Raw genomic sequence first — 23,451 nt, 5'->3', positions numbered from 1 at the left:
GCCGGCGCGACCTCGCCGTGCCGAGCCGTCCCGGCCGCACGGCCCGCGTCCCGTTCTCACAGCGCGCGCAGTCGCTCCACGATCTCGCGCAGCAGCTCGGGGTCGGCCGCCGGGCCGCCCTGTTCCGGCCGCCGCGGCGCGTCGATGCGTACGAGACCGGCCTCGGCCAGATCGCCGAGCAGCACGCGTACGACGGTCAGGGGCAGGTCGGCGTCGGCGGCGAGCTCGACGACCGGCCGGGGTCCGTGGCGCACCAGGGCCAGCAGGGCGGCGCCCGCGTGGTCGACACCCGGCCGGCCCTCTTCCGTCCTCAGGGCGGTGACCCGCGACATCAGATCGATCGTGTGCCGGTCCGAGGGCCGGGTCCGGCCCCGGGTCACGGTGTAGGGCCGCACCATCGACCCGGTCTCGTCCTCGTACCAGTGGTCGTCGGTCACGGCCGGGTCAGGGGCCCGCGGGGTCGGCGGCCGACCGTACGGCGGCGGCCATGTGGCGACCGACGCGGCGCACCAGCAACGCCATCTCGTGGGCGAGCTGTCCGACGTCCGTCTGCACCTCGCTCAGGACGGCCAGCCGGCTGCCGTCACCCGCCGGGGTGATGAAGAGGTAGGCGTCGTCGAGCATCACCATGGTCTGGCGCACCTCCCCCGCGGCGAAGCGTTCACCGGCCGAGCGGGCCAGGCTGTGGAAGCCGGAGCAGACGGCGGCGAGGTGCTCGATGTCCCGTCGGCGCATGCCGTCCGAGCAGCTCAGCGGGAGGCCGTCGGCGGTGAGGAGCACGGCCTGGCGGACGTGGTCGGTCCTGGCCACGAGGTCGTCGAGCAGCCAGCCGAGGTCCGTGCCGGGCGGTTCGGGGGTGCTGCCCTGGGGCTCCGAGGTCCGCTCGGAGTGCTCGGGGCTCTGGTCACGGAGCATCGTCGGCGTCCGTCCCTTCCTCGGTGTCGGTTCGCCGCTCGGATCCGGACCCGGTGGGCAGGCCCTTGCGGCCACGGTCGAGGCCGCGCTGGAAGGCGCCGAAGACCGCGCGGACCTCCTCGGGGGTGACCTCGCGCTGCGACGGCTCGGCGGCGGGGCCCTCGGTGCGCAGTTCGGGGGCGAGGGAGGTCTGCCGGACGCGGGTGGGCAGCGCGGGCGGGCTCGTGGCGGGAGCGTTCTCGGACACACGGTCCGCGTGCCGCTCAGGTGCCTCCCGCTGTTTCTCAAGGACCGCGGCGCCCTTCCGGGAGGTCTCGGAGGTCCGGGAAGTCTCCACGGTCCGGGAGGTGCGCGACGGCAGTGCCCGCGGGGCCGTGTCCGCCGCCGGTCCCGGCCGCTCGGGGTCGACCGGCGCGAGGACCGTCTCCGGCAGCAGCACCACCGCCGTCGTACCGCCGTACGGCGACCGGCACAGCGTGACCCCGATGCCGTGCCGTGCGGCGAGCCGCCCCACCACGTACAGCCCGAGCCGGTCGTGCCGGGTCGGGTCGAAGTCGTCCGGCGTGGTGAGGGTGCGGTGGGCCTCCTCGATCTGTTCGGGTTCGAGACCGAGGCCCCGGTCGTCGATCTCCAGGACGAACCCGCCCCCGGCCCGGCCGGTGCGCAGGGTGACCTGGGTCTGGGGCGGTGAGAACACGGTGGCGTTCTCGACGAGTTCGGCGATCAGATGGACGACGTCGGCGACGGCGTCCGCCGCCACGCCCACCTCCGGCATCGGCGGGACCACGACGCGCGCGTACTCTTCGATCTCGCTCACCGCGGAGGCCACCACACGGGCGACCGGTACGGGCCTGCGCCATCTGCGGCCGGGCGCCGCGCCGGAGAGGATGATCAGACTCTCCGCGTGGCGCCGCATCCGGGTGGTGAGGTGGTCGATCCGGAACAGGTCGTCCAGGACGTCCGGGTCCTCGGTGCGCCGCTCCAGCGTGTCGACCAGTTTGAGCTGGCGGTGGACGAGCGCCTGGTTGCGGCGGGCGATGTTGAGGAGCACCGCGAACAGCCCGCGGCGCAGGGTGGCCTGCTTGACGGCCGCCTCGACGGCCGCGAGGCGGGCGGTGTTGAAGGACCGGCCGACCTGGCCGATCTCGTCGGCTCCCGCCTCCCCGTCGGCCAGGGGCGGTGCCTCGGTGGCGGCGTCCACGTCCTCGCCCGCGCCGAGCCGCCGCATCACGTCGGGCAGTTGGCGGGTGGTGAGGAGGTCGGCGGCGTCCCGGAGGGTCTCCAGGCGGCGCGAGATGCGCCGGGCGCCGCGCACGGCGAACCACAGGGACAGTCCCACGGCGGCGAGTCCGAGTGCACCGACGATCGCCGCCTTGGCCAGCTCCCGGTAGGCGAAGGCCCGTCCGCGTTCGGCGGAGTTGACGGCCGACCGCGTACACAGCTGCATGTACCGCTTGACGGCCCGGTCGGTGGTGGTGCGCCAGGAGCCGGCCGCGACGGCCTCCCCCGCACCCCGTGCGCCCGCCCGCAGCAGCGCGTCCTCACCCCGGGTCAGCTCCCGGTACAGGGAGCCGCGCTGGAACTCCTCGAAGAGGGCGCGCGAGTCGGCGGGGAGGTCGGGCACATACGTCCGCTCGAAGACCCGGCGGTCCTCGATCGTCGCGGTGAGCGTGTCGTACTGGCGGTCGGTGAGCGATCCGGCGGCTCGCGCCCCGGCGACGAGCGCGTCCTCCCGCGAGACGAACTCCCTGACCCGCACCAGCTCGATGACGACCTGGGCCTCGCGAGCCAACTGTCCGGCCTGCAGCGCGGTGAGGGCGGACTGGACGTCGAAGCCCGGCTCCACGAGGGCGCCGTACTCGGTGACCGCCCGGTCCCAGCCGATGGCGCGGGAGAGCACCCGCTCCCGCAGCCCCTCCAGCCCGTCGAAGGAGCGCAGCACGGCGTCGAGCACCTGCCGCTGCCTGCTGGAGAGCCGCCCGCGGTCGCCGTCCCGGAGCGCCGTCCGCATCGCGGTCACGGCGCGGTCGGTGCGGCGCTGCTGCTCCATCAGGTCGAGGGCCGCCGCCGTGCCGTGGTCGGCGCCCAGATAGGCGGCCGCGAGCCGCCGTTCGATCTGGATCTGGCCGACCGCCGTGTCGACGGGCGTCCCGAAGTCGTCGTACACCCCCTGGACCCGGACGAGCGCGCGCAGTTCGCCGGTGACGGACACCATGGCGAAGCTCCACAGCACCATGAGGGCGACCACCGGTGCGAGCGCGAGCGCCACGATGCGCGTACGGACCGTGGTGGGACGGCCGAAGGACCAGCGCATGGACTCCCCAGGACGACAGGACGGTCGGGTGGCCGGGCGACGGTTGGTTACCCATCGGTGTTACTCGCTGGTAGCGGGCGCGGATCAACCTACGTGATGGCGCGCCCGCACCGCAATGGTTTCCTGGACCGCCGCTCGGTTCAGACGGCGAAGGTGGTGACGACCGCGGCATGGTCCGAGGGCCAGTCGTTGCCGGCGACCTCGGGCCAGGGGCGCGGCGTGCCGGTGACGAGCGCCCGGGAGTCGAGCACCGTCAGTCCCCGGTGCAGCACGAAGTCGATCCGGTCCTGCGGCTCGGGCCGCCCGCTGCCGTCCTCGTGCTCCACGTGGACCGGCGACCAGGTGTGGCCGGGCTCCCGCACGGGGTCGGGGTGGGCCTCGCGGTAGGAGTCGCGCAGGCCCGCCTCCTCGGCGGCCCTGGTCACGGGCCACTCGACGTCCGGCCAGTCCAGGTGCGAGGGCGCGTTGAAGTCACCGACCAGGACCACGGGGACCGCCTCGGTCGCGGACTCGGTGATCCGCCGCAGGATCTCCCGCATCTGCTCCAGCCGGACGCCCTCGTGGGCGATCAGCTCGGCCGCCGGGAGCCCGTCGAAGCGGGCCTCGTAGGGGCCGTACGGCGTGTAGTCGAGGTGGGCGCTCCAGACGTCCACCTCCTGGCCGCCGTCCAGCCGGACGCGCACTCCGGTGCCGCCGTAGAAGCCGACGTCCGGGTCGCCGTGGCGGGCGGTGATCGGGTAGCGGCTGATGACGCCGAGGTTCTCGCCGGCCCGGTGGTGGTGCCAGCCGAGGGCCTCGGCGAGTTCCTGTGCCGAGGTGCCGTACGTCTCCTGGAGGCCGACCACGTCCGCGCCCGTCTCGGCGATGACCTTGAGCTGCTTCTCGCGGTGGTCGTCGACCTTCGTCCCGCCGTACCAGAGGTTCCAGCTCATGACCCGCAGCTCGCGGGGCGCGACCATGGCGCGCAGCCGGGCCGGGGTCACCTCCTCCAGGCTGGTCAGGACGGTGCGTCCGGGTACGGAGTCGATCGGCGCGAGCGAGGGCACGGCGAGCACGGCACAGCCCGCGGCCTCGGCGGACGCCACACCCGTCTCGGTGTCCTCCACGGCCACACACGCGGCGGGATCGACGCCGAGGGCGTGGCAGGCAGCCAGGTAGGGGTCGGGGGCGGGCTTGGTGCGTTCGGTGTCGTCGGCCGTGACGGAGACCGCGAAGTGTTCGGCGCCGAGGGCCGCGAGGACGGTGTCGGCGACCGCGCGCGGCGACGCGGTCACGAGGGCGGTGGGGACACCCTCGCGGACCAGTTCGCCAAGGAGCCGCAGGGCACCCGGGCGGGGCACGATGCCGGTGCGGACCCGGTGCGCGAACTCCCGGTGCAGCTCGGCGGCGATCTCCCCCACCTCGGCGCCCGTGATCGCGCCCAGCCAGGCGGCGGTGTACTCGACGGGCCGGCCGAGCACCTCCGGCTGGTCGGCCCCGGTCAGCCGGCGCCCGAGCCCCTCGGCCACCTGCTCCACCGCCTCCCACCACAGCCGCTCGGTGTCCACGAGCGTGCCGTCCATGTCGAACAGGACGGCCTGGAGGGGAAGTCGGGGGGAGGTGGTGCGGAGGGTCACGGTGCTCTCTTTCACTCGGCGTAACTCAGTGGGGGGATGCGTCGGTTACTGCGTGCGCTCGGCGACCAGCACCGGGCGCTCCGGCAGGCTCACCGTCACGGCGGCGCCCGAGCCGAGCCCGGCGGCCTCGTGGGTGGGCAGGTCGGCCTTGACCTCGGTGGCGTCCGGGAGCCGGACGGTGACGCGGGTGGCGGCGCCGAGGAAGGCGGTGGCGACGACGCGGGCGGTCCCGGCCTCGTCGGCCCGTACCCGCACCGCCTCGGGCCGTACGAGCACGTCGATCTCGGTCGCGGCGGGCGCGTCCCCGTCGACCGGCAGCCGCTGTCCGAGCACCTCGGCCACGCCGGAGTCCAGCCGCCCCGGAATCCGGCTCATCGTGCCGACGAACTCGGCGACGAAGGCGGTCGCGGGCCGCCCGTACAGCTCGACGGGCGCGGCGCACTGTTCGAGCCGCCCGGCCCGCATCACGGCGACGCGGTCCGCCATGGACAGCGCCTCTTCCTGATCGTGCGTCACGAACAGCGTGGTGATGCCGAGTTCCTGCTGAAGGCGGCGGATCTCCTCGCGCAGGGTGAGTCGCACCTTGGCGTCCAGGGCGGAGAGCGGCTCGTCGAGCAGCAGCACGCGCGGACGCAGGGCGAGCGCGCGGGCCAGCGCGATGCGCTGCTGCTGGCCGCCGGAGAGCTGGTGCGGGAACCGCTCGCCCTTGTCGGCGAGACCCACGAGGTCGAGCAACTCGGCCGCGCGGGAACGCCGTTCGGCGGTACGCACCTTGCGCATCCGCAGCCCGAAGGCCACGTTGTCGAGGGCGCTGAGGTGCGGGAAGAGGCTGTAGGACTGGAAGACCATCCCCGCGTCACGCCGGTGGGCCGGGACCCGGGTGACGTCCTCGCCGTCGACCAGCACCTCGCCGGAGTCGGGGTGTTCGAACCCGGCAAGCATGCGCAGCGCGGTGGTCTTGCCGCAGCCGGAGGGGCCGAGCAGGGCGAGGAGTTCGCCGGGACGGACGGTCAGGTCGAGGCCATCGAGGGCGACGGTCGGGCCGAACTCCCGTCGCAGGCCCCGGAATTCAACGGTGGCGGCCTTGGCGTCGGCGGCCTTCTCAAGCGTGGTGACGGTCATGGTTCATCCCCGGGAGGCGGAAGCGGAACGGGAGCGCCCGCCGAGCCCGGCGAGCGAGAGGAGCAGGGCCCAGGTGACGAGCAGGCTGAGCACGGAGACGGCGACGGAGAGCTGGGCCTGCGAGCCGCCGACGCTGTAGATCCACACGGCGAAGGGCTGGAAGCCGAGCAGCTGGGCGACGGTGAACTCGCCGAGCACCAGGGCCAGCGTGAGGAAGGAGGCGTTGAGCAGCGCCCCGCGCAGATTGGGCAGCACGACCCGTACCAGCGCCTGCGGCCAGTTCGCCCCGCAGCTGCGCGCGGCCTCGACGAGGGTGCGCACGTCGACGGCGCGCAGCCCGGCGTCCAGGGCCCGGTACACGAACGGCAGCGCCATCACGACGTACGCGAGGACCAGCACGAACGGGAAGTCGGGGTTCTGGAGGGCCACGAACGTCTCGAACAGCGGGGTGCGGGAGAGGTGCTCGGGTCCCCACTTGAGGACCGTGGCGATCCCGGCGACGAAGGCGATCGGCGGGACGACCAGCGGCAGCGAGCAGATCACCTCCACCACCGGGCGCAGCCTGGGCGCGCCGAGCCGCAGCGCGACCATCGCGGGCACCATCAGCAGCAGGACCACGGCGATGGTGGCGGCGGCCAGTTCCAGCGAGAGCAGCAGGCTGGAGCCGAAGCCGTCGGCGGAGACGATCTGGCGGTACGCGTCGAAGGTGATCCCCTGGTTCGGCACGTCGACCGTGAAGATCACGGACGCGGCGAGCGGGACCAGGAAGTAGAGCCCGGCGCAGACGAGGACGACTCCGCGCCAGGGTCGTACGCGTACGGACTTGTTCGCCCCACGGGCGGGCTCAGGGACCCGAGCGGGATTGTTCAGGCTTCCAGCCATCGCGCGCTCCGTCGTTGCAGGGGCAGGTACACGGCCATGACCAGGCCCGCGATGAGGACCATGTCGAGGCTGAGGGCGAGCGCCACGTTCTCCTGGCCGACCAGGACGTTGCCGGAGATGGCGTCGGCGATCTGCAGGGTGACCAGCGGGACCGCACTGCCCACCATGGCCGCCGCGGTGGCGTACGCGGCGAAGGCGCTGCCGAAGAGCAGCACGAGGCCGCCGAGCAGGGAGGGCGTGAGGACGGGAAGGGCGATGTGCCGCCAGTACTGGATTCCGGTGGCACCGTTGTTCTGTGCGGCCTCGCGCCACTGGGAGCGCAGGCCGTCCAGGGCGGGCGTGATGGTGAGGACCATCAGCGGGATCAGGAAGTACAGGTAGACGATGACCAGGCCCCAGAAGCTGTAGAGGTTCCAGCCCTTGTCCTTCAGGCCCAGGTGCTCGGTCAGGACACCCGCGTTGCCGAGGGTGGCGACGAACGCGAAGGCCAGGGGGACGCCGCCGAAGTTGGCGAGGACGCCGGACGCGGTGAGGACCGCCTCGCGCAGGGCGCGGAAGCGGGAGGTCACCACGGCCTGGGCGAGCGGCAGTCCGAGGAGGGTCGCGATGCCCGCGGAGACCGCGGACAGCTTGACGCTGCCGATCAGGGCGGTGAGGTAGGCGCCCTGGAGCGAGTCGGTCAGGTTGGCCGTGGTGTACGAGGTGGCGCCGGTCGTCTGGTCCTTGACGGTGAAGGCGCCGTTCAGCATGGCCAGGGCGGGGATGCCGAAGGCGATCGCGACGAAGACGAGCAGCGGGAGCACGGCGAGCCAGCCGGGGGCGCGGCGCCGCCGCCGCTGGGAAGCGGCGGCGGCGGGCGTCACGTCGGCCTCGGCCTCGGTGAGGACGGTGGTCATCCGGAGACGGCCTTGCCCCAGCCCTGCGCGAGGACCGTCTTGGCCTTGGCCTGCTGGGCCTCGGTCGGGAAGCTCGGCGTGCCGGAGACCGCGGGGAGCTTGGCGGCGGCGGTCTTGTCGAGGGTGCCGGCGGTCTGCATGGCGGTCATCAGGGCCGGGCGGGCGTAGCCCTTGAGCCAGAGGTTCTGGCCCTCGGCGCTGTAGAGGTACTCCTGCCACAGGCGGGCGGCCGCCGGGTGCGGGGCGGTCTTGTTGACGGCCTGGGAGTAGTACTGGGAGAACGTGCCGTCCGAGGGGACCGTGACCGTCCAGTCGACGCCCTTCGACCTGAACTCGTCGGCGTAACCGGCGTTCAGGTAGTCCCAGTCGATGCTGATCGGGGTCTCGCCCTTCTCGACGGTGGCCGGGGTCGACTCGACGGGCGTGTAGTTGCCGTTCTTCTTCAGCTTGGCGAAGAAGTCCAGGCCGGGCTGGATGTCGTCGAACGAACCGCCGGCCGCGAGCGAGGCCGCGTACACGCCGCCGAAGGCCGAACCGGACTTGGTCGGGTTGCCGTTGAGGGCGACCTGGCCCTTGTACTCCGGCTTGAGCAGGTCCTTGAAGGTCTTCGGGCACTCCTTGACCTTCTTGGCGTCGCAGCCGATGGAGATGTAGCCGCCGTAGTCGTTGAACCAGCGGCCCTGCGCGTCCTTCTGCCCCTCGGGGATGTCGGCGAACGCGGTCACCTTGTACGGCGCGAGCAGCCCCTGCTGGGCGGCGCTGAGCGCGAACGAGCTGCCCAGGTCGAGGACGTCCGGGGCGCGGTCCTGCCCCTTCCTCGACGTCACGGCGTTGATCTCGTCCTGGCTGGAGCCGTCCGGGTTCTCCACCTCGATCTTGATGCCGTACTTCTTCTTGAAGCCGTCGATCAGGGCGCCGTAGTTGGCCCAGTCACGGGGCAGCGCGATCGCGTGCAGCGTGCCCTCCTTCTTGGCGGCCTTGACCAGGGCGTCGAGGCCGCCGAAGTCCGCGGCGGAGGTCGCGGTGGCCGCGCTCTTGCCGTCGGCGGTGGTCGACTTGTCGTCAGGGGCCGCGCCACAGGCGCTGAGGGCGAGGGCGGCGGCGACGGCGAGGCCGCCGGTGAGGACGGCGGTCCTCGGCAGGAACACGGTCACGGTCTCTCCAGGAGTACGCACGAGGGTTTGAGTAGTGCGGCGAACTTGTCTGAACAAGTTGGCCTCAGTAGGCCCGTCGCTGGTGTCCTGTTCGTAAACACTGGCGAAACGCTGGACCCTGATTCCCTGCACAATCCCGGGGCGCGCAGATCACCGTCCGATCTCGATTAGGCTGGTCACGCTGTGCACAGCAGTCGAATCAGAGGGGAAGCATGCCGGCGCGACACGAGGAGATCGCCGACGAGCTGCGGCGCGCCATCGACCGCGAGGAGTACACGGTGGGCAGTCTGCTGCCCGCGGAGACGGACCTCGCGGCCCAGTACGGCGTGGCACGCGGCACGGTCCGCCAGGCCGTCGCGGCCCTGACCGCCGAGGGCCTCATCGGCTCCCGCCAGGGCGCCCGCCGGGTGGTCCTCGCCAGCCGCCGCAGCCAGAGCTTCGCCGAACTGCGCAGTTTCGCCCAGTGGGCCCGCGCGATGGGCCGGGAGGCGACGGGACACGTCGTCGAGCAGGAGCACCGCCCGGCGACCACGGAGGACGCCGTACGCCTCCAACTCCCCGAGCAGACACCGGTGTTGCACGTCCTGCGGGTCCGCGGACTGGACGGCGAGCCGGTCCTCCTGGAGCGGACCGTGTACGCGGACTGGATCTCCCCCGCCGTCGAGGCCATCGAGCCCGACTGCCCCTCGGTCACCCAGCGGCTCTACGAGGACACCGGCCTGGTCTTCGCCTACGGCGAGCACGTCATCGACGCGGTGGCGGCGGGCGCCCAGGACGCCGACCTCCTCGGCGTCCGCCGCACCAGTCCCCTCCTGAGGGTCCGCCGCGTCACCACCACCCGCGAAGGCCGCCCGGTGGAATGGTCCGACGACCGCTACCGCTCGGACGCGGTGAGCTTCAGCGTCCACAACTCCATCGGCAACAACGCGCTGGCCCGCAAAACAGCGGAGTGAGCTGGAGCGCCCCGAAAGGGGCGCGGGGAACTGCGCGACCAGCCACAGCCAACCCGCACACCGCACCCCAGCGGGGCGCCTACGTGGGCGACCCGGACGAAAACCGCCGCAGCAACGGAGACAACACCAGCACCGACTTGGTCCGTTCAACGAACGGCTCCCCGGCGATGCGCTCCAGCACCCGCTCGAAATGCCGCATGTCAGAGGCGAACACCTGCACCACCGCATCCGCCTCACCGGTGACGGTGGAAGCGGCCACCACCTCCTGATACCGCTCCAGCCCCCGCTGAATGGTCTCCGGCGAGGTGTTCCGGCGGCAGTAGATCTCGACGAACCCCTCCGTCTCCCACCCCAGCGCCGCCGGATCCACCCGCACGGTGAACCCGGTGATGGCCCCCGTGGCCCGCAGCCGGTCCACCCGGCGCTTCACGGCGGGCGCGGACAGGCCGACCAGTTGCCCGATGTCGGCGTAGGAGCGGCGGGCGTCCTCGGCGAGGGCGTGCACGATGCGTTCGTCGAGATCGTTCAGCACTGCGGGTGTGTCACTTTTCTGATGGCGCGAGACGGGAGCGGCGGTAGCCGTAACTGAAGTAGAACACGAGCCCGGCGGCCATCCAGACTCCGAAGACCACCCAGGTGACGGCCGAGAGGCTGCCCATCATCCACACGCACAGGGCGAAGCCGATCGCGGGCAGCACCGGCGACAACGGCACCCGGAAGGTGCGCCGCATCTCCGGGCGCGTCCGGCGCAGCACCACGACGGCCACATTGACCAGCGCGAAGGCGAAGAGGGTGCCGATGCTGGTGGCGTCGGCGAGCTGGCCGAGCGGGATCGCGGCGGCGAGGACACCGCAGAACAGCGAGACGATCACGGTATTGGCGCGGGGCGCGCCGGTCTTCGGGTGGACGCGCGAGAACACCTTGGGCACGAGCCCGTCGCGGGACATGGCGAACAGGATGCGGGTCTGGCCGTAGAGCACGGTCAGGACGACGCTGGCGATGGCGATGACGGCACCGGCGGCGAGCAGCGTGCCCCAGAAGGTCTGCCCGGTGACGTTCTTCATGATCTCGGCGAGCGCGGCCTCCGAGTCGTTGAACTTCCGCCAGGGCTTGGCGCCGACGGCGACGGCCGCGACGACGACGTACAGCGCCGTCACGATGACCAGCGAGAGCATGATCGCGCGCGGCAGGTCGCGCTGCGGGTTCTTGGCCTCCTCACCCGCGGTGGAGGCGGCGTCGAAGCCGATGTACGAGAAGAACAGCGTGGCACCGGCGGCGCTGACGCCCGCCATGCCGAGCGGCATGAAGTGCTCGTAGTTGCCGGACTTGAAGCCCTGGATGCCGATCGCACAGAACAGCAGCAGCGCGACGATCTTCACGGCCACCATGATCGTGTTGGCGCGTGCGGACTCCCTGGCGCCACCGAGCAGGAAGGCCATGGCGAGCATCACGACGATCAGGGCGGGCAGGTTGAAGACGCCGCCGTCGCCGGGGGGTGCGGAGAGCGCGTTCGGGATGGTGACGCCGATCGTGCCGTCGAGCAGTTCGTTGAGGTACTCGCCCCAGCCGACCGCGACGGCGGCCACCGACACGCCGTACTCCAGGACCAGACACCAGCCGCAGATCCAGGCGATCAGCTCACCCATCGTTGCGTACGCATACGAGTACGAGGAGCCGGCGACCGGGATGGTGCCGGCCAGCTCGGCGTACGAGAGGGCCGAGAAGAGCGCCGTGAGGCCGGCGATCACGAAGGAGAGGGTGACCGCGGGTCCGGCCTTGGGGACGGCCTCGCCGAGGACCACGAAGATGCCGGTACCGAGGGTGGCGCCGATGCTGATCATGGTGAGCTGCCACAGCCCGAGGGAGCGCCTGAGCGAGCCTCCCTCGCCCTGGCCGCCCTCGGCCACCAGGCGTTCCACGGGCTTGCGGCGCATGAGGCGCGCGCCGACACCCGGGGACGGTGCGGCGGACTCTGTGCGGGACTGCGGGGGTGCGCCTTGATCGAGCACGCGGTGGCTCCTTCATCGCTGCCGGTCGATACGGCGGGAACCGGCGGCACCCCTGGCAGCGGGGACCCACCGAGCGGGGTCCCCGCCACGCCGTGTACAGCGCTTGACCCTATGAGCCCGGGCTTCACGGGCGTAATGCGGCAACCTTGCGCATCTCCGCAAGATCGTTGCGTTCATCGCACCTCGGCGCGTGTTCGTTGCGCGGGGCCTTTCGATGGTTGCGCACGCCCTCGCACGGCGATCCGCGGCAGGTACGCCGACGGCCCCCGTGGGCGCGCCACGGGGGCCGTACGACGGTGGAAGGGGTCAGCTCCAGCTGGCGTGCAGGGGCTTGCCCTCCGCGTAGCCGGCCGCGCTCTGGATGCCGACGATCGCGTTCTCGGCGAACTCCTCCAGGGAATTGGCGCCCGCGTAGGTGCAGGAGGAGCGGACGCCCGCGATGATCGAGTCGATCAGGTCCTCGACGCCCGGGCGGCCCGGGTCGAGGAACATCCGCGAGGTGGAGATGCCCTCCTCGAAGAGGGCCTTGCGGGCGCGGTCGTACGCCGACTCCTCGCTCGTGCGGTTGCGGACCGCGCGCGCGGACGCCATGCCGAACGACTCCTTGTACAGGCGCCCGTCGGCGTCCTGCTGGAGGTCACCCGGGGACTCGTACGTCCCCGCGAACCAGGAACCGACCATCACGTTGGACGCGCCCGCGGCCAGCGCCATGGCCACGTCGCGCGGGTGACGGACGCCGCCGTCGGCCCACACGTGCTTGCCGTACTTCTTCGCCTCGGCGGCGCACTCGAGGACGGCCGAGAACTGCGGTCGGCCGACGCCGGTCATCATGCGGGTGGTGCACATGGCGCCGGGGCCGACGCCGACCTTGATGATGTCCGCGCCCGCGTCGATGAGGTCCTTGACGCCCTCGGCGGCGACGATGTTGCCCGCGACGATCGGGACCTGCGGGTCGAGCGCGCGCACGGTCCTGATCGCGCTGATCATCGACTCCTGGTGGCCGTGCGCGGTGTCGATGACGAGCGTGTCGACGCCCGCGTCGAGGAGCTGCTTGGCCTTGCCCGCGACATCGCCGTTGATGCCCACGGCGGCCGCGATGCGCAGCTTGCCGTCGGCGTCGGTGGCCGGGGTGTAGAGCGTGGCGCGCAGGGCGCCCTTGCGGGTGAGGATGCCGGCGAGCTTGCCCTCGGCGTCCACGGCCGGGGCGTAGCGGCGGTTGGCGCCGTCCAGCTTGTTGAACGCCTCGCGCGGCTCGATGCCGGCGTCGAGGAGCAGCAGGTCCCGGGACATGACCTCGGCCAGCTGTGTGAACCGGTCCACGCCGGTGAGGTCGGCGTCGGTGACCACACCGATCGGACGGCCGTCCTCGTCGACGACGACGCCCGCGTTGTGGGCGCGCTTGGGCAGCAGCGCCAGCGCGTCGGCGACGGTCTGGTGGGGGGCCAGGACGATGGGGGTGTCGAGCACCAGGTGGCGTCCCTTGACCCAGGAGACGACCTCGGTGACGACCTCGATCGGAATGTCCTGCGGGATGACCACGAGACCACCCCGGCGGGCGACGGTCTCGGCCATGCGGCGGCCCGCGATCGCGGTCATGTTGGCGACGACCAGGGGGATCGTGGTGCCCGTGCCGTCCGGGGCACTGAGGTCCACGCCCTGCCGGGAACCCACCGCGGAGCGGCTGGGGACCATGAAGACGTCGTCGTACGTCAGGTCGTACGGAGGCTGGATGTCGTTGAGGAAACGCACGTGCTGCACATCCCAGTCGATCAGAGGTGGCCCCCGGACAGGTCAGCCAGGGGGAAGAGCACGTACTTCATTGTCCCATGGAGACCTGTATGTGATGCCCGGACAGATCATCCAGGCTGGTCAGGGGGCAGTTGGTCGGATCCTCCAAGGGAGAGGACGACCGACAGCGTGGCGTGGTGCTCCTGGTAGTGCCCGGTGGCCGATTCCAGCACCTCCTGGGCGATCTCCCACTCGTCGGGGCGGGCCTTGGCGTAGTACCGCCAGCCGCTCACCAGGATGACGCGGCCCGGGCTGGCGGGCCCCCAGTCGGGGTCGCCCAGGCAGTCCGCGAGGGCGTCCCAGTTCCGGCCGAACCATTCGGGCAGGTCCAGGGCGCGGACGCAGCGTTCCATGAAGGCCGCCTTGTCCGAGACTCCGGTGAGGTCGAGGACGCTGACCTGCCATCCGACCGCACGCGCCGCGCGGAACACCTCCGCCAACGGGCCGTCCGTCATCTCAGCACCGCCCTGAACGACTTGTAGTGATCATCGGTGTAGTAGATCTCACCGCCCTGCCCGGTGACAATGCGACGGGCTCCCCGATCCTGTGCGCCGGGGGTTTTGACCGTGTACTCGTGGTAATAGCCGCGCTGGTGCTTGGGCAGCATGCCCTCGAAGTTCCCGAAGACGATGCCGTCCCTGGTGTACGGGAAGGGGCCGCCCTTGTCGATGAGGGCGAGCGTCGTGCGGGCCTCGGCGGGAAGCCTGGCCGCGTCGGCCGTCCCCATCCCGTGGGCCCAGGACGGAACCGTCGAACGGGCCGCCGACGGGGCTCCCGTCACCGCACCCGTACCGGGCGACTCCGTCGACGAGCAGCCCGTCAGGAGCACGCCGAAACACAGAAACAGGCCCACGAGCGCCCGGGGCACCCACCGCACCACCACCATGCCGCCGATGCTGCCACGCCCCCCTCCGCGCGGCGCGCCGATACCCCGAAGCGCCTCGCCTCCTATCGGGTCACGGACCGTCCGGGTCCGCCCGGTTCAGGGCGGGGCGGGGAGTCGTGCCCGCTGTCATGAGGTAGTCCGCTGCGGACGTGTCCGTGACCAGGCTGGTGACGAGCCCGGACCGCAGCACCGCGTCGATGGCGGCGGCCTTGCGCTGTCCGCCCGCGATCGCCACGACCTCGGGGATGCGCCGCAGCCGGTCGGCCTCGACGGTGATGCACCGCTCGCCCAGGTCACGGCCGACCCGCCGCCCCTCGGCGTCGAAGAGGTGCGCGGACATCTCGGCGGCGACACCGAGAGTGGCGTAGTGGGCGCGCTCCTCCTCGGTGAGCATGTCGTGCACCGTCGAGATGCCGGGCTCCCAGGAGCCGATCGACACGCAGGCGACCGTGACCTTGTCGAAGTACTCGAAGGCACGGGCGATCCCGGTCTGGCTGCGCAGCGCGGCCGCGGTGGCCGCGTCGGGCAGCAGCATCGGCGCGTAGATGGGGTGGGCGTCGCCGCCCGACACCTGCGCGGCGCGGCGTACCGCCTCCACCGACCCGCGCTCCGCGGTCCCGGCGTCGTACACGCCCGTCAGCTGCACCACCGTGCACGGCGGGAGCCGGTCGAGCGCCGCCGCCATGTGGATGGTGGAGCGGCCCCAGGCCAGGCCCAGCACATCGCCCTCGTTGACCAGCTCACCGAGCAGGTCGGCGGCGACTTCACCGAGGTTCTCGGGGTCGGGCGACTCCTCGGCATCCGCCGGGGACTCGACCACGACGGCGTGCCGCAGGCCGTAGCGGGCGCGCAGCGCGTCGGAGCGCTCCGCGTCCAGCTCGGCGGGCACCCGGATCTCGATCCGCACGAGATCCCGTTCGAGCGCGGTCTCCAGGACCCGGGCCACCTTGAAGCGGCTGACGCCGAACTCCTCGGCGATCTGGATCTTGGATTTGCCCTCGAGGTAGAAGCGGCGGGCCATGGCCGCCGCCTGCACCAGCTCAGCGGGTCCCATCCGCATGGCTGACCGGCCCGCCGACATACCCGACACGGCGATCTCCTCACTGCTGTTCACACTCTGGATTCGCCGTTCATCCTTGCAGATCCGGCGTACTTGATCAGCCCTGATGGGCGGCGTTCACGTTCCCTTTGGTCAGTGGTCGCACGCCCACGCCGCATGGGCCGTCGCGCCCTGAGCCTGGGTGCGCAATGCATGTACCGCCTGGGCCGGATCCGCGGCCCCGTACACGGCCGAACCGGCGACGAAGACGTCCGCGCCCGCCTCCGCGCACCGCTCGATGGTGGACGCCGACACACCGCCGTCGACCTGAAGCCAGAGCTCGAGGCCGTGCTTGCTGATCAACTCTCGGGTGCGGCGGATCTTCGGCAGCATGATGTCCAGGAACGCCTGGCCGCCGAAACCGGGCTCGACCGTCATGATCAGCAGCATGTCGAGCTCGGGAAGCAGGTCCTCGTACGGCTCGATGGGGGTCGCGGGCTTGAGCGCCATGGAGGCGCGGGCGCCCTTGGCCCGGATCTCGCGGGCGAGCCGCACCGGCGCGGCGGCCGCCTCGACGTGGAAGGTGACGGAACCGGCACCCGCTTCGACGTACTGGGGTGCCCACCGATCGGGGTCCGCGATCATCAGATGGCAGTCCAGCGGCGTGTCCGTCGCACGGGCCAGGGACTCTACGACCGGCACACCGAGCGTGAGGTTCGGGACGAAATGGTTGTCCATGACGTCGACATGGAGCCAGTCCGCGCCCTCCACCGCCTGTGCCTCCTGGGCAAGACGGGCGAAGTCCGCGGACAGAATGCTGGGGTTGATCTGCACGGCCATGCCCCAAGCCTGCCATGCCCCAGGCCGGTTGCTCTCCTCGGTCCGGCTCCTGGACCGTACCTGAGACATACCGGCGCGCTACCTGCGCCCTACACGCGCCGTGCCCGAGCCGCAGCCGGGCGGCACCAGAGCGGCACCAGGACCGTTGCGCGGGTGTCGCGCCCCGCACGGTCCGGGTGCCGCCGGGTTCTTCAGCCGCGGGCGAAGGCCAGCAGGTCGGCGTCGAAGACGTCCTTGAACGGGGCGACCATCGACAGGCCGTGCGGGGCACCCGGGTACACCTTCAGCGTGGCGTCCTTGACGATTTTCGAGGACTTCTCCGCGGCCGCGACGATGGGCACGATCTGGTCGTCGTCGCCGTGCGCGATCAGGGTGGGGACGTCGAACCGCTTCAGGTCCTCGGTGAGGTCGGTCTCGGAGAACGCCTTGACGCAGTCGTACGAGCCCTTGATCCCCACCTGCAGGGACCACAGCCAGAACGCGTCCCGCGTGCCCTGGGACACCTGCGAACCGGGCCGGTTGGCGCCGTAGAAGGGCGCGCTCAGGTCCTCGTAGAACTGCGAGCGGTCGGTCGCGACGCCCTTGCGGATCTCGTCGAAGACCTCCAACGGCAGCCCCTCGGGGTTCGCTTCCGTCTTGAGCATCAGCGGCGGGATCGCACCGAGGAGGACGGCCTTGGCGACCCGTCCCGTGCCGTGGCGGCCGATGTAGCGCGTCACCTCGCCGCCACCGGTGGAGTGGCCGACCAGGATCACCTCGCGCAGATCGAGGGCCTCGATCAACTGCGCGAGGTCGTCCGCGTACGTGTCCAGGTCGTTTCCGTCCCACGGTTGACCCGAGCGTCCGTGGCCGCGGCGGTCGTGCGCGATCGCACGGAAGCCGTTTTCGGCCATCATGCGGACCTGGGGGTCCCAGGCGTCGGCGTTCAGCGGCCAGCCATGGCTGAACACGACCGGCTGCCCCGTACCCCAGTCCTTGTAATAGATTTCCGTGTCATCCTTCGTGGAAATGAAAGGCATGGCATATTTCTTTCGATCGAGTTACGTGCGTGATCCCTGATCGGCTGAAATGCATGACGGGAAATTCACGCTACCCGACACGCCGCTCGTCCGCGCGGTACGCCTCCAGCAGGCGGAGCCACACCTCACTCGCGGTGGGGTAGCTGGGCACGACATGCCACAGCACGCGAAGCGGCACTCTCGCGACGATGGCCGTCGTGGCGGAGTGGACGAGTTCGGCGACGCCCGTGCCGACGAACGTCGCGCCCACCACCGTGTCGGTACCCCGGTCGACGACCAGTTTGGCGCGCCCGAGGTAGTCCTCGCGCCGCACATAGGTGCCGGCCAGCGCGGCCATGTCGTACTCGACCGTCGCCACGTCGAGTCCTGCCGCGCGCGCCTCCCGCTCGGTCATGCCGGCCGATCCCACCTCCGGGTCGGTGAAGGTCACCTGCGGGTTGCCCCGATGTCCGTCGGCGGAGCCCGGCACGCCGCTCCCCGCTCCGTCCAACCGCCCTTGCGTGGCACGGGTGGCGATCACCTCACCGGCGATCCGCGCCTGGTACTTGCCCATGTGGGTCAGCAGCGCGCGTCCGCAGACATCACCGACCGCGTACAGCCAGTGCCCGTCCACCGCCCGTACGGCCTGCTCGTCGTCGACCTCCAGAAAGCCGCCGTCGGGGCATCCCACCGACGACAGGCCGATGTCCTGGGTGTTCGGCGTACGGCCGGTGGCGAGCACCAGTTCGTCGGCGACGAGCGTGCTCCCGTCGTCCAGCAGGACGGTGACCTCGCCGCCGTGCGCCAGCCCGACTCCCGTGTCGCGGGGATCGTCGCGCCGCACCTCGGTGATCGACCTGCCGGGAAGCAGCCGCACCCCCGCGGCCGTCAACCGGTCACCCACCATGTTCCCGGCGAAGGGCTCCGCCCGGGCCAGCAGGCCGGGGCGCCGGTACACGACGCTCAACTCCTCTACGCCCAGCGGCTTCAGCCAGGTCGCCGCCTCGCACGCGACCACCCCACCCCCCAGCACCACGACCCGGTGTGGCACCTCGTGCAGATTGGTGACGTCGCGGGACGTCCAGGGGCGTGCCTCGCTCATGCCGGGGATCGTCGGCACGGTGGTGCAGGAGCCCGTGTCGATCACCACCGCGTGCCGTGCGGTCAGCACCCGGGTGCCGTCGGCCGCCGTTTCCACCGCCACCGCGCGCTCCCCGGCGAGCCGCCCGTACCCGCGCACGACATCGATGCCGACGCCGAGCGCCCAGCCGATCTGCGAGGAGTCGTCGAGGCCGTGCACGACGGTGTCCCGGCGGGCCAGTACCGCCCGCACGTCCAGCTCGCGCCCGGTCAACAGCGAGGACACACCCGGCACATGCCGTCCGCCGTCCAGCACCTCGGCCGGGCGCAACAGGGCCTTGCTGGGCATGCAGGCCCAGTACGAGCACTCGCCGCCCAGCAACTCCGCCTCGACCAGCACCGCGTCCAGACCGGAGAACTGCGTGGCGTACTGGGCCGCGTTCTCCCCGGCCGCCGCGCCGCCCAGGACGATGACGTCCCACTCGGAACGATCGGGATCCACACGCGCTGCCATCATTCACGCCCTCGAATACGAGAATGGTGAACTCGGAGGATCAGGCGATGGCTCTCATATTGCGCTCGGACGGGGTTTACCACGCCTCGCCCTACTCCGCTTCGGCCTTTTCTCCGAATACGAGAAAGGGTACGCCTTCGGGCTGTTATCGGCGCTGGAAGAGGTCACGCCGTCCGGCGGATCAGCGCCAGATACATGGCGTCCGTACCGTGCAGATGCGGCCACAGCTGTACGTCGGGGCCGTCGCCCAGCGCCGGTACGCCGGGCAGGAGCGGGCGGGCGTCGAGGAGTTCGGCTGAGCCCGTGTCGTAGTGCTTGAGGACGTCGTCCACGACCGCGCGGGTCTCGGCGAGGTGCGGCGAGCAGGTCGCGTACCCGACGACGCCACCGATCCGTACGGAGTCCAGCGCCGTCCGCAACAGCCCGCGCTGGAGGGGCGCGAAGCCGTCCAGGTCCTCGGGACGGCGCCGCCAGCGGGCCTCGGGACGGCGGCGCAGGGCGCCAAGACCCGTACAGGGCACGTCCATGAGCACCCGGTCGAAGGTGCCGGGCAGCCACGGCGGACGGGTGCCGTCGGCGGCGATGACCTGGTACGGGCCGGGATTGCCCGCGAGCGCCTTCGCCACCAGACCCGCCCGGTGCGGCTGCTTCTCCGCGGCGAGCAGCGCGGCGCCGCGCTCGGCGGCCAGTCCGGCGAGCATGGCGGCCTTGCCGCCGGGGCCCGCGCAGCCGTCCAGCCACGCCTTGTCGGGACCGTCGAGCGGCGCGTTCGCGAGAGCGAGCGCCACCAGCTGGCTGCCCTCGTCCTGGACGCCCGCACGCCCCTCCCGTACGGCGTCGATGGCACCGGGCTCGCCGCCCTCGCTGAGCCGCACGGCGTACGGCGACCAGCGTCCCGGCAGCGCGGACTCCTCCCCGAGTACGCCGAGGAGTTCGTCGGCGGTGGAACGTCCGGGCCGCGCCACGAGCGTCACCTCGGGCCGCTCGTTGTCGGCCTCCAGCAGGTCCTCGATCCCGGCACGGCCGCCGCCCAGCGCGTCCCACAGCGCCGAGACGACCCAGCGCGGGTGCGAGTGCACGACGGCGAGGTGGTCCTCGGGGTCCTCGTCGTAGGGCGGCGCGACCTGCTCCAGCCAGGCGTCGAGGTCCTGCCGGGCGACCTTGCGCAGCACGGCGTTGACGAACTTGGCGCGCCCGTCGCCGAGTACGACGCGGGCGAGTTCGACGGAGGCGGACACGGCGGCGTGCGTCGGGATGCGCGTCCCGAGCAGTTGGTGCACGCCGAGGCTGAGCACATCGAGCACGGGCGGATCGACTTCTCGCAGGGGCCGGTCCACACAGGCCGCGATGACGGCGTCGTACGTCCCCTGCCGGCGCAGCGTCCCGTACACCAGCTCGGTGGCCAGGGCCGCGTCCCGCGCGTCGAACTTTTCCGGTCCCTCCTTCTCGCGCGCCTTCCGCAGCAGCGGCGGCAGCACGAGGTTCGCGTACGCGTCGCGCTCGTCCACGGCCCGCAGCGCCTCGAAGGCGAGCATGCGGACCGGGTCCTTCTGGGGGCGGCGGTAGGGCTTGCCGGGCTTGCGCGGCCCGCGGGACTGCTCAGTCACGAAAAAGGTGCTCCGGATCCTGGATGGTTCGACCCCTCCAGCCTACTTCCGGACGGACGTCGTCGGCCGGACGGCCCACGTCTGCTGGTCGCCGGGCCCACCCCTCAGCCGCCCGGGATCATCAGTCCCGTCTCGTACACGATCCTGACCGCCTGGGCCCGGCTGTCCAGGCCGAGCTGGGTCATGGTGCGGTTGAGGTGGGTCTTGACGGTGGCCTCGCTGATGCCGAGGCGGTGGGCGATCTCCAGGTGGGACAGGCCCCGGGCGGTCAGCTTCAGCACCTCGACCTCGCGTCGCGCGAGGTCAGCACGCCCAGGTCAGGTGGCGCGGCGTCCCGCGCGGGCCCGTGCTGCCGGGCGAAGGCCTCGATCAGGCGACGGGTGATGCTGGGCGCGAACAGGGCGTCGCCGCCGTCGACCGCGCGCCGGGCCCGCTCGGTCTGCTCCTCGCGCAGTGTGCGGATGAGTTCGGCGGAGTGCCGGGTCAGGGTGCCGAACCGGACCAGCACCGAGCAGTACAGCAGCGCCTGCCCCACAACGACCGCCATCGACGGGCTGTGGCCGACCACTCCGCCGTAGCCCCGGACGGCGACCGCACAGGCCACCCCGGTCATGGCGAGCGCGATCAGTGTGCCGACGACGCACGGCCGGGGCGTCCTCAGGCGCATCGCCGCAGCCTGGCTCCGGACCTCGGATGGTGCGTCAACTTCATGAGTCACCACGGGAGTTGTACAACCTCAGCGGGAGTTCCACCCGCCGCGGGACGCGGCGGCCGTGGCACCGCTCCTACCGTCAGGCACAGCGGCACCGCCGATCGAGCGGAGCCACACGGCCCGTGAGCGGTTCGCGGTTCCCGGCCGAAGACCCGGCCCAGGACCTGAAGGGGCCCGCATGACCCGGGGACCACGTCCCAGGCGGCGGCCGCGGACTTCCAGCGGCTGGCCGACAAGTACTACGGGGTCACCCTCACGGTGGACGTACGACCGCGCGTCAGGCCCCGAGCCGCTCCCCGGAGGCGATGCGCACCCCACGGGCCCAGTCGGCCGCGCGCATCGGCTTCTTGCCCTGGGCCTGGACCCAGAGCAGTTCCACGGCGTACGAGCCGGTCCCGACGTACACGTTGTTCTTGCCCACGGACAGTTCGCCCGGGGCGAGGTCGGTGCGCTCGGGCACGGGTGTGGCGTGGATGAGCTTGAGCCGCTCGCCACGGAAGGCGGTCCAGGCGCCGGGCGCGGGCGTGCACCCGCGCACCATCCGGTCGACGCGCAGCGCCGGTGCCGACCAGTCGACGTGGGCGTTCTCGACGGTGATCTTCGGCGCCAGGGTGATGCCGTCGGCAGGCTGCGGTACGGCCTTCAAGGTGCCGTCCTCGATGCCGTCCATGGTCGCGACGAGCAGGCCGGCGCCGGCGAAGGCGAGCCGGGTGAGCAGGTCCCCGCTGGTGTCGGTGCGCCGGATCTCCTCGGTGACGGTCCCGTACACCGGCCCCGAGTCGAGCCCCTCCTCGATGAGGAAGGTGGAGGCACCGGTGATCTCGTCCCCCGCCATGACCGCGTGCTGCACGGGGGCGGCGCCGCGCCAGGCGGGCAGCAGGGAGAAGTGCAGATTGACCCATCCGTGGGCCGGCACGTCGAGGGCGACCCGGGGCAGCAGCGCCCCGTACGCCACCACGGGGCAGGCGTCGGGCCCGATCTCCCTCAGCCGGGCCAGAAAGTCCTCGTCCCGCGGCTTGACCGGCTTCAGCACCTCGATGCCGGCCTCCTCCGCCCGCTCGGCGACCGGACTCGCGACAAGCCGCCGTCCCCGGCCGGCGGGCGCGTCGGGCCGCGTGACCACGGCGGCGACCTCGTGCCGCCCGGAGGAGATCAAGGCGTCGAGTGCGGGAACGGCGACCTCGGGGGTACCTGCGAAGACGAGCTTCATGGGTGGCGGCTGGCCTCTCGGGCGGGAACGCTTCAGGGCCCTGCACACCCGCCGGTCCGGACGGGGTACGGGGCAGCGCACCAGTCTATGCGGCGCGACGGCCCGGCGGCCCGGGGGTTCGACGGGCGGCACGTCGAACATACGAACAGGCGCCTAAGGCCGAGGCGAGACAACGGCGCACCGGGGGCGTACGCCCCCGGACGCGCCCTGTGCATATGCCCTTACGCCCCCGCAGCGTGACCACTCACCCGCAAACGCGTTGGTCAAGAGAGAGTTGACCACAACGGGCCGCGATCGCGGCCCGATCCTTTTCAACGCCGGTTCGAGAGGCTTGTTCATGGCCGACCACGCAACCCACGACGCCCAGGCTCGGGCAAGCCTGCACTTGCTGGTGCGGGACATCGAGCGGGTCCGCCGGCAGGTGGACGCACTGCGCACGCTCACCGCACAACTGGGCAATGTCTACCGCCCGCGCCGCTCCGGCCCCTCCGCGGGCTTCGTCGTCTACGGACGCGCCCCCGCCCCGACCGTCCGCCTCGCCCAGGAGCTGCGGGACAGCGTCGAGACCCTGGTCACGGCCGCCGTGGACTTCGACCGCTCCCTGGGCTTCTCCTGGGACGCGGTGGGCTCCGCCCTCGGGGTCACCAAGCAGGCGGTGCACCGCCGTTACGGCGCCCGCCGCGCCGCCGCGCAGGCCGCCGCCGAGGCCGAGCGCTCCACGGAGACCTCGGGCACCCGCACGGTCGCCGTCAACACGGGTATCCCCACGGTGCCGACGGTCCCCGCCGCCCGCTCCATGCCGACCCAGCCGACCGCGGGCAGCCCCACCCTCCGCGACGAGGTCAGGTCCACGGCGTTCCCGGGCCCCCGCAACGGCTGACCCCACCTCTCGCCTGCCTCCCGGCACCATCGAAGC

At 71.9% G+C, this 23,451-nt stretch carries 23 protein-coding genes; 2 read left to right on the top strand and 21 right to left on the bottom strand.

The window, feature by feature from the left end; genetic code table 11:
• Positions 1–56: 56 nt before the first annotated feature.
• The 8 genes from ACIRA5_RS28200 to ACIRA5_RS28165 form a co-directional block, all read right to left on the bottom strand.
• Positions 57–437 carry a DUF742 domain-containing protein gene (locus ACIRA5_RS28200; protein WP_403694961.1) on the bottom strand — a complete coding sequence of 127 codons (381 nt, stop codon included), beginning with the start codon at positions 435–437 and terminating at the stop codon, positions 57–59.
• Positions 438–444: 7 nt separating this feature from the next.
• Positions 445–915 carry a roadblock/LC7 domain-containing protein gene (locus ACIRA5_RS28195; protein WP_403694958.1) on the bottom strand — a complete coding sequence of 157 codons (471 nt, stop codon included), beginning with the start codon at positions 913–915 and terminating at the stop codon, positions 445–447.
• Complete coding sequence (locus ACIRA5_RS28190; protein ID WP_403694955.1) at positions 905–3,229, bottom strand: nitrate- and nitrite sensing domain-containing protein; 2,325 nt, start codon at positions 3,227–3,229, stop codon at positions 905–907. Before ACIRA5_RS28190 ends, ACIRA5_RS28195 begins: the two co-directional genes overlap by 11 nt.
• 140 nt (positions 3,230–3,369) lie before the next feature.
• Entirely contained in the window at positions 3,370–4,845 is a 1,476-nt protein-coding gene (locus tag ACIRA5_RS28185) for an HAD-IA family hydrolase (protein WP_403694953.1), read from the bottom strand.
• A 45-nt stretch (positions 4,846–4,890) separates the two neighbouring features.
• Complete coding sequence (locus ACIRA5_RS28180; protein ID WP_403694950.1) at positions 4,891–5,967, bottom strand: ABC transporter ATP-binding protein; 1,077 nt, start codon at positions 5,965–5,967, stop codon at positions 4,891–4,893.
• 3 nt (positions 5,968–5,970) lie between these two features.
• Positions 5,971–6,849, bottom strand: a complete 879-nt coding sequence (locus tag ACIRA5_RS28175) for an ABC transporter permease (RefSeq protein WP_403694947.1) — start codon at positions 6,847–6,849, stop codon at positions 5,971–5,973.
• Positions 6,834–7,745 (bottom strand): ABC transporter permease, encoded by a 912-nt coding sequence (locus ACIRA5_RS28170; protein ID WP_403694945.1) that lies wholly within the window; start codon positions 7,743–7,745, stop codon positions 6,834–6,836. Before ACIRA5_RS28170 ends, ACIRA5_RS28175 begins: the two co-directional genes overlap by 16 nt.
• Complete coding sequence (locus tag ACIRA5_RS28165) at positions 7,742–8,899, bottom strand: ABC transporter substrate-binding protein (protein WP_403695173.1); 1,158 nt, start codon at positions 8,897–8,899, stop codon at positions 7,742–7,744. Before ACIRA5_RS28165 ends, ACIRA5_RS28170 begins: the two co-directional genes overlap by 4 nt.
• Positions 8,900–9,111: 212 nt before the next feature.
• Here ACIRA5_RS28165 and ACIRA5_RS28160 point away from each other — a divergent pair, with 212 nt between their 5' ends.
• Positions 9,112–9,852 carry a GntR family transcriptional regulator gene (locus tag ACIRA5_RS28160; protein ID WP_352049258.1) on the top strand — a complete coding sequence of 247 codons (741 nt, stop codon included), beginning with the start codon at positions 9,112–9,114 and terminating at the stop codon, positions 9,850–9,852.
• 79 nt (positions 9,853–9,931) lie between these two features.
• Here ACIRA5_RS28160 and ACIRA5_RS28155 read toward each other — a convergent pair whose 3' ends face one another.
• The 13 genes from ACIRA5_RS28155 to fmt form a co-directional block, all read right to left on the bottom strand.
• A complete protein-coding gene (locus ACIRA5_RS28155; protein ID WP_015661832.1) occupies positions 9,932–10,384 on the bottom strand; it encodes an Lrp/AsnC family transcriptional regulator in 453 nt (150 codons plus the stop codon).
• A gap of 10 nt (positions 10,385–10,394) precedes the next feature.
• Entirely contained in the window at positions 10,395–11,861 is a 1,467-nt protein-coding gene (locus tag ACIRA5_RS28150; protein WP_403694943.1) for an amino acid permease, read from the bottom strand.
• A gap of 306 nt (positions 11,862–12,167) precedes the next feature.
• Positions 12,168–13,610 (bottom strand): GuaB1 family IMP dehydrogenase-related protein, encoded by a 1,443-nt coding sequence (locus ACIRA5_RS28145; RefSeq protein ID WP_403695171.1) that lies wholly within the window; start codon positions 13,608–13,610, stop codon positions 12,168–12,170.
• A 107-nt stretch (positions 13,611–13,717) separates the two neighbouring features.
• On the bottom strand, positions 13,718–14,104 hold the full coding sequence (locus ACIRA5_RS28140; RefSeq protein ID WP_403694940.1) for a barstar family protein: 387 nt from the start codon (positions 14,102–14,104) through the stop codon (positions 13,718–13,720).
• A complete protein-coding gene (locus tag ACIRA5_RS28135; RefSeq protein WP_403695169.1) occupies positions 14,101–14,532 on the bottom strand; it encodes a ribonuclease domain-containing protein in 432 nt (143 codons plus the stop codon). The genes ACIRA5_RS28140 and ACIRA5_RS28135 overlap by 4 nt, the downstream gene beginning before the upstream one ends.
• Positions 14,533–14,605: 73 nt before the next feature.
• Positions 14,606–15,649, bottom strand: coding sequence for a sugar-binding transcriptional regulator (locus ACIRA5_RS28130; protein WP_054236820.1), 1,044 nt, complete (start codon positions 15,647–15,649; stop codon positions 14,606–14,608).
• 78 nt (positions 15,650–15,727) lie between these two features.
• A complete protein-coding gene (rpe, locus tag ACIRA5_RS28125; RefSeq protein ID WP_403694937.1) occupies positions 15,728–16,414 on the bottom strand; it encodes a ribulose-phosphate 3-epimerase in 687 nt (228 codons plus the stop codon).
• 191 nt (positions 16,415–16,605) lie between these two features.
• Entirely contained in the window at positions 16,606–17,433 is an 828-nt protein-coding gene (locus tag ACIRA5_RS28120; RefSeq protein WP_403694934.1) for an alpha/beta fold hydrolase, read from the bottom strand.
• Positions 17,434–17,503: 70 nt separating this feature from the next.
• Entirely contained in the window at positions 17,504–19,009 is a 1,506-nt protein-coding gene (locus tag ACIRA5_RS28115; RefSeq protein ID WP_403694931.1) for a dihydrolipoyl dehydrogenase family protein, read from the bottom strand.
• Between the two features lie 161 nt (positions 19,010–19,170).
• Positions 19,171–20,613: an RsmB/NOP family class I SAM-dependent RNA methyltransferase gene (locus ACIRA5_RS28110; RefSeq protein WP_403694929.1), complete on the bottom strand. Its 1,443-nt coding sequence runs from the start codon at positions 20,611–20,613 to the stop codon at positions 19,171–19,173.
• Between the two features lie 104 nt (positions 20,614–20,717).
• Positions 20,718–20,894 (bottom strand): response regulator transcription factor, encoded by a 177-nt coding sequence (locus tag ACIRA5_RS28105; RefSeq protein WP_403694927.1) that lies wholly within the window; start codon positions 20,892–20,894, stop codon positions 20,718–20,720.
• The gene (locus tag ACIRA5_RS28100) at positions 20,888–21,280 is read right to left on the bottom strand and encodes a hypothetical protein (protein ID WP_403694925.1); all 393 of its coding nucleotides are present in this window, start codon (positions 21,278–21,280) and stop codon (positions 20,888–20,890) included. The genes ACIRA5_RS28105 and ACIRA5_RS28100 overlap by 7 nt, the downstream gene beginning before the upstream one ends.
• A gap of 322 nt (positions 21,281–21,602) precedes the next feature.
• The gene (gene fmt / locus ACIRA5_RS28095) at positions 21,603–22,535 is read right to left on the bottom strand and encodes a methionyl-tRNA formyltransferase (protein WP_352049277.1); all 933 of its coding nucleotides are present in this window, start codon (positions 22,533–22,535) and stop codon (positions 21,603–21,605) included.
• A 337-nt stretch (positions 22,536–22,872) separates the two neighbouring features.
• Between fmt and ACIRA5_RS28090 the strand changes: the two genes are divergently transcribed.
• Positions 22,873–23,415 (top strand): hypothetical protein, encoded by a 543-nt coding sequence (locus ACIRA5_RS28090; protein ID WP_352049278.1) that lies wholly within the window; start codon positions 22,873–22,875, stop codon positions 23,413–23,415.
• Positions 23,416–23,451: the final 36 nt, after the last annotated feature.

Source organism: Streptomyces sp. NPDC096311 (assembly GCF_044763085.1).
Classification (GTDB): Bacteria; Actinomycetota; Actinomycetes; order Streptomycetales; family Streptomycetaceae; genus Streptomyces.
The sequence above is the reverse complement of the archived record's forward strand: the minus strand, read 5'-3'. Positions and strand labels throughout refer to the sequence as shown.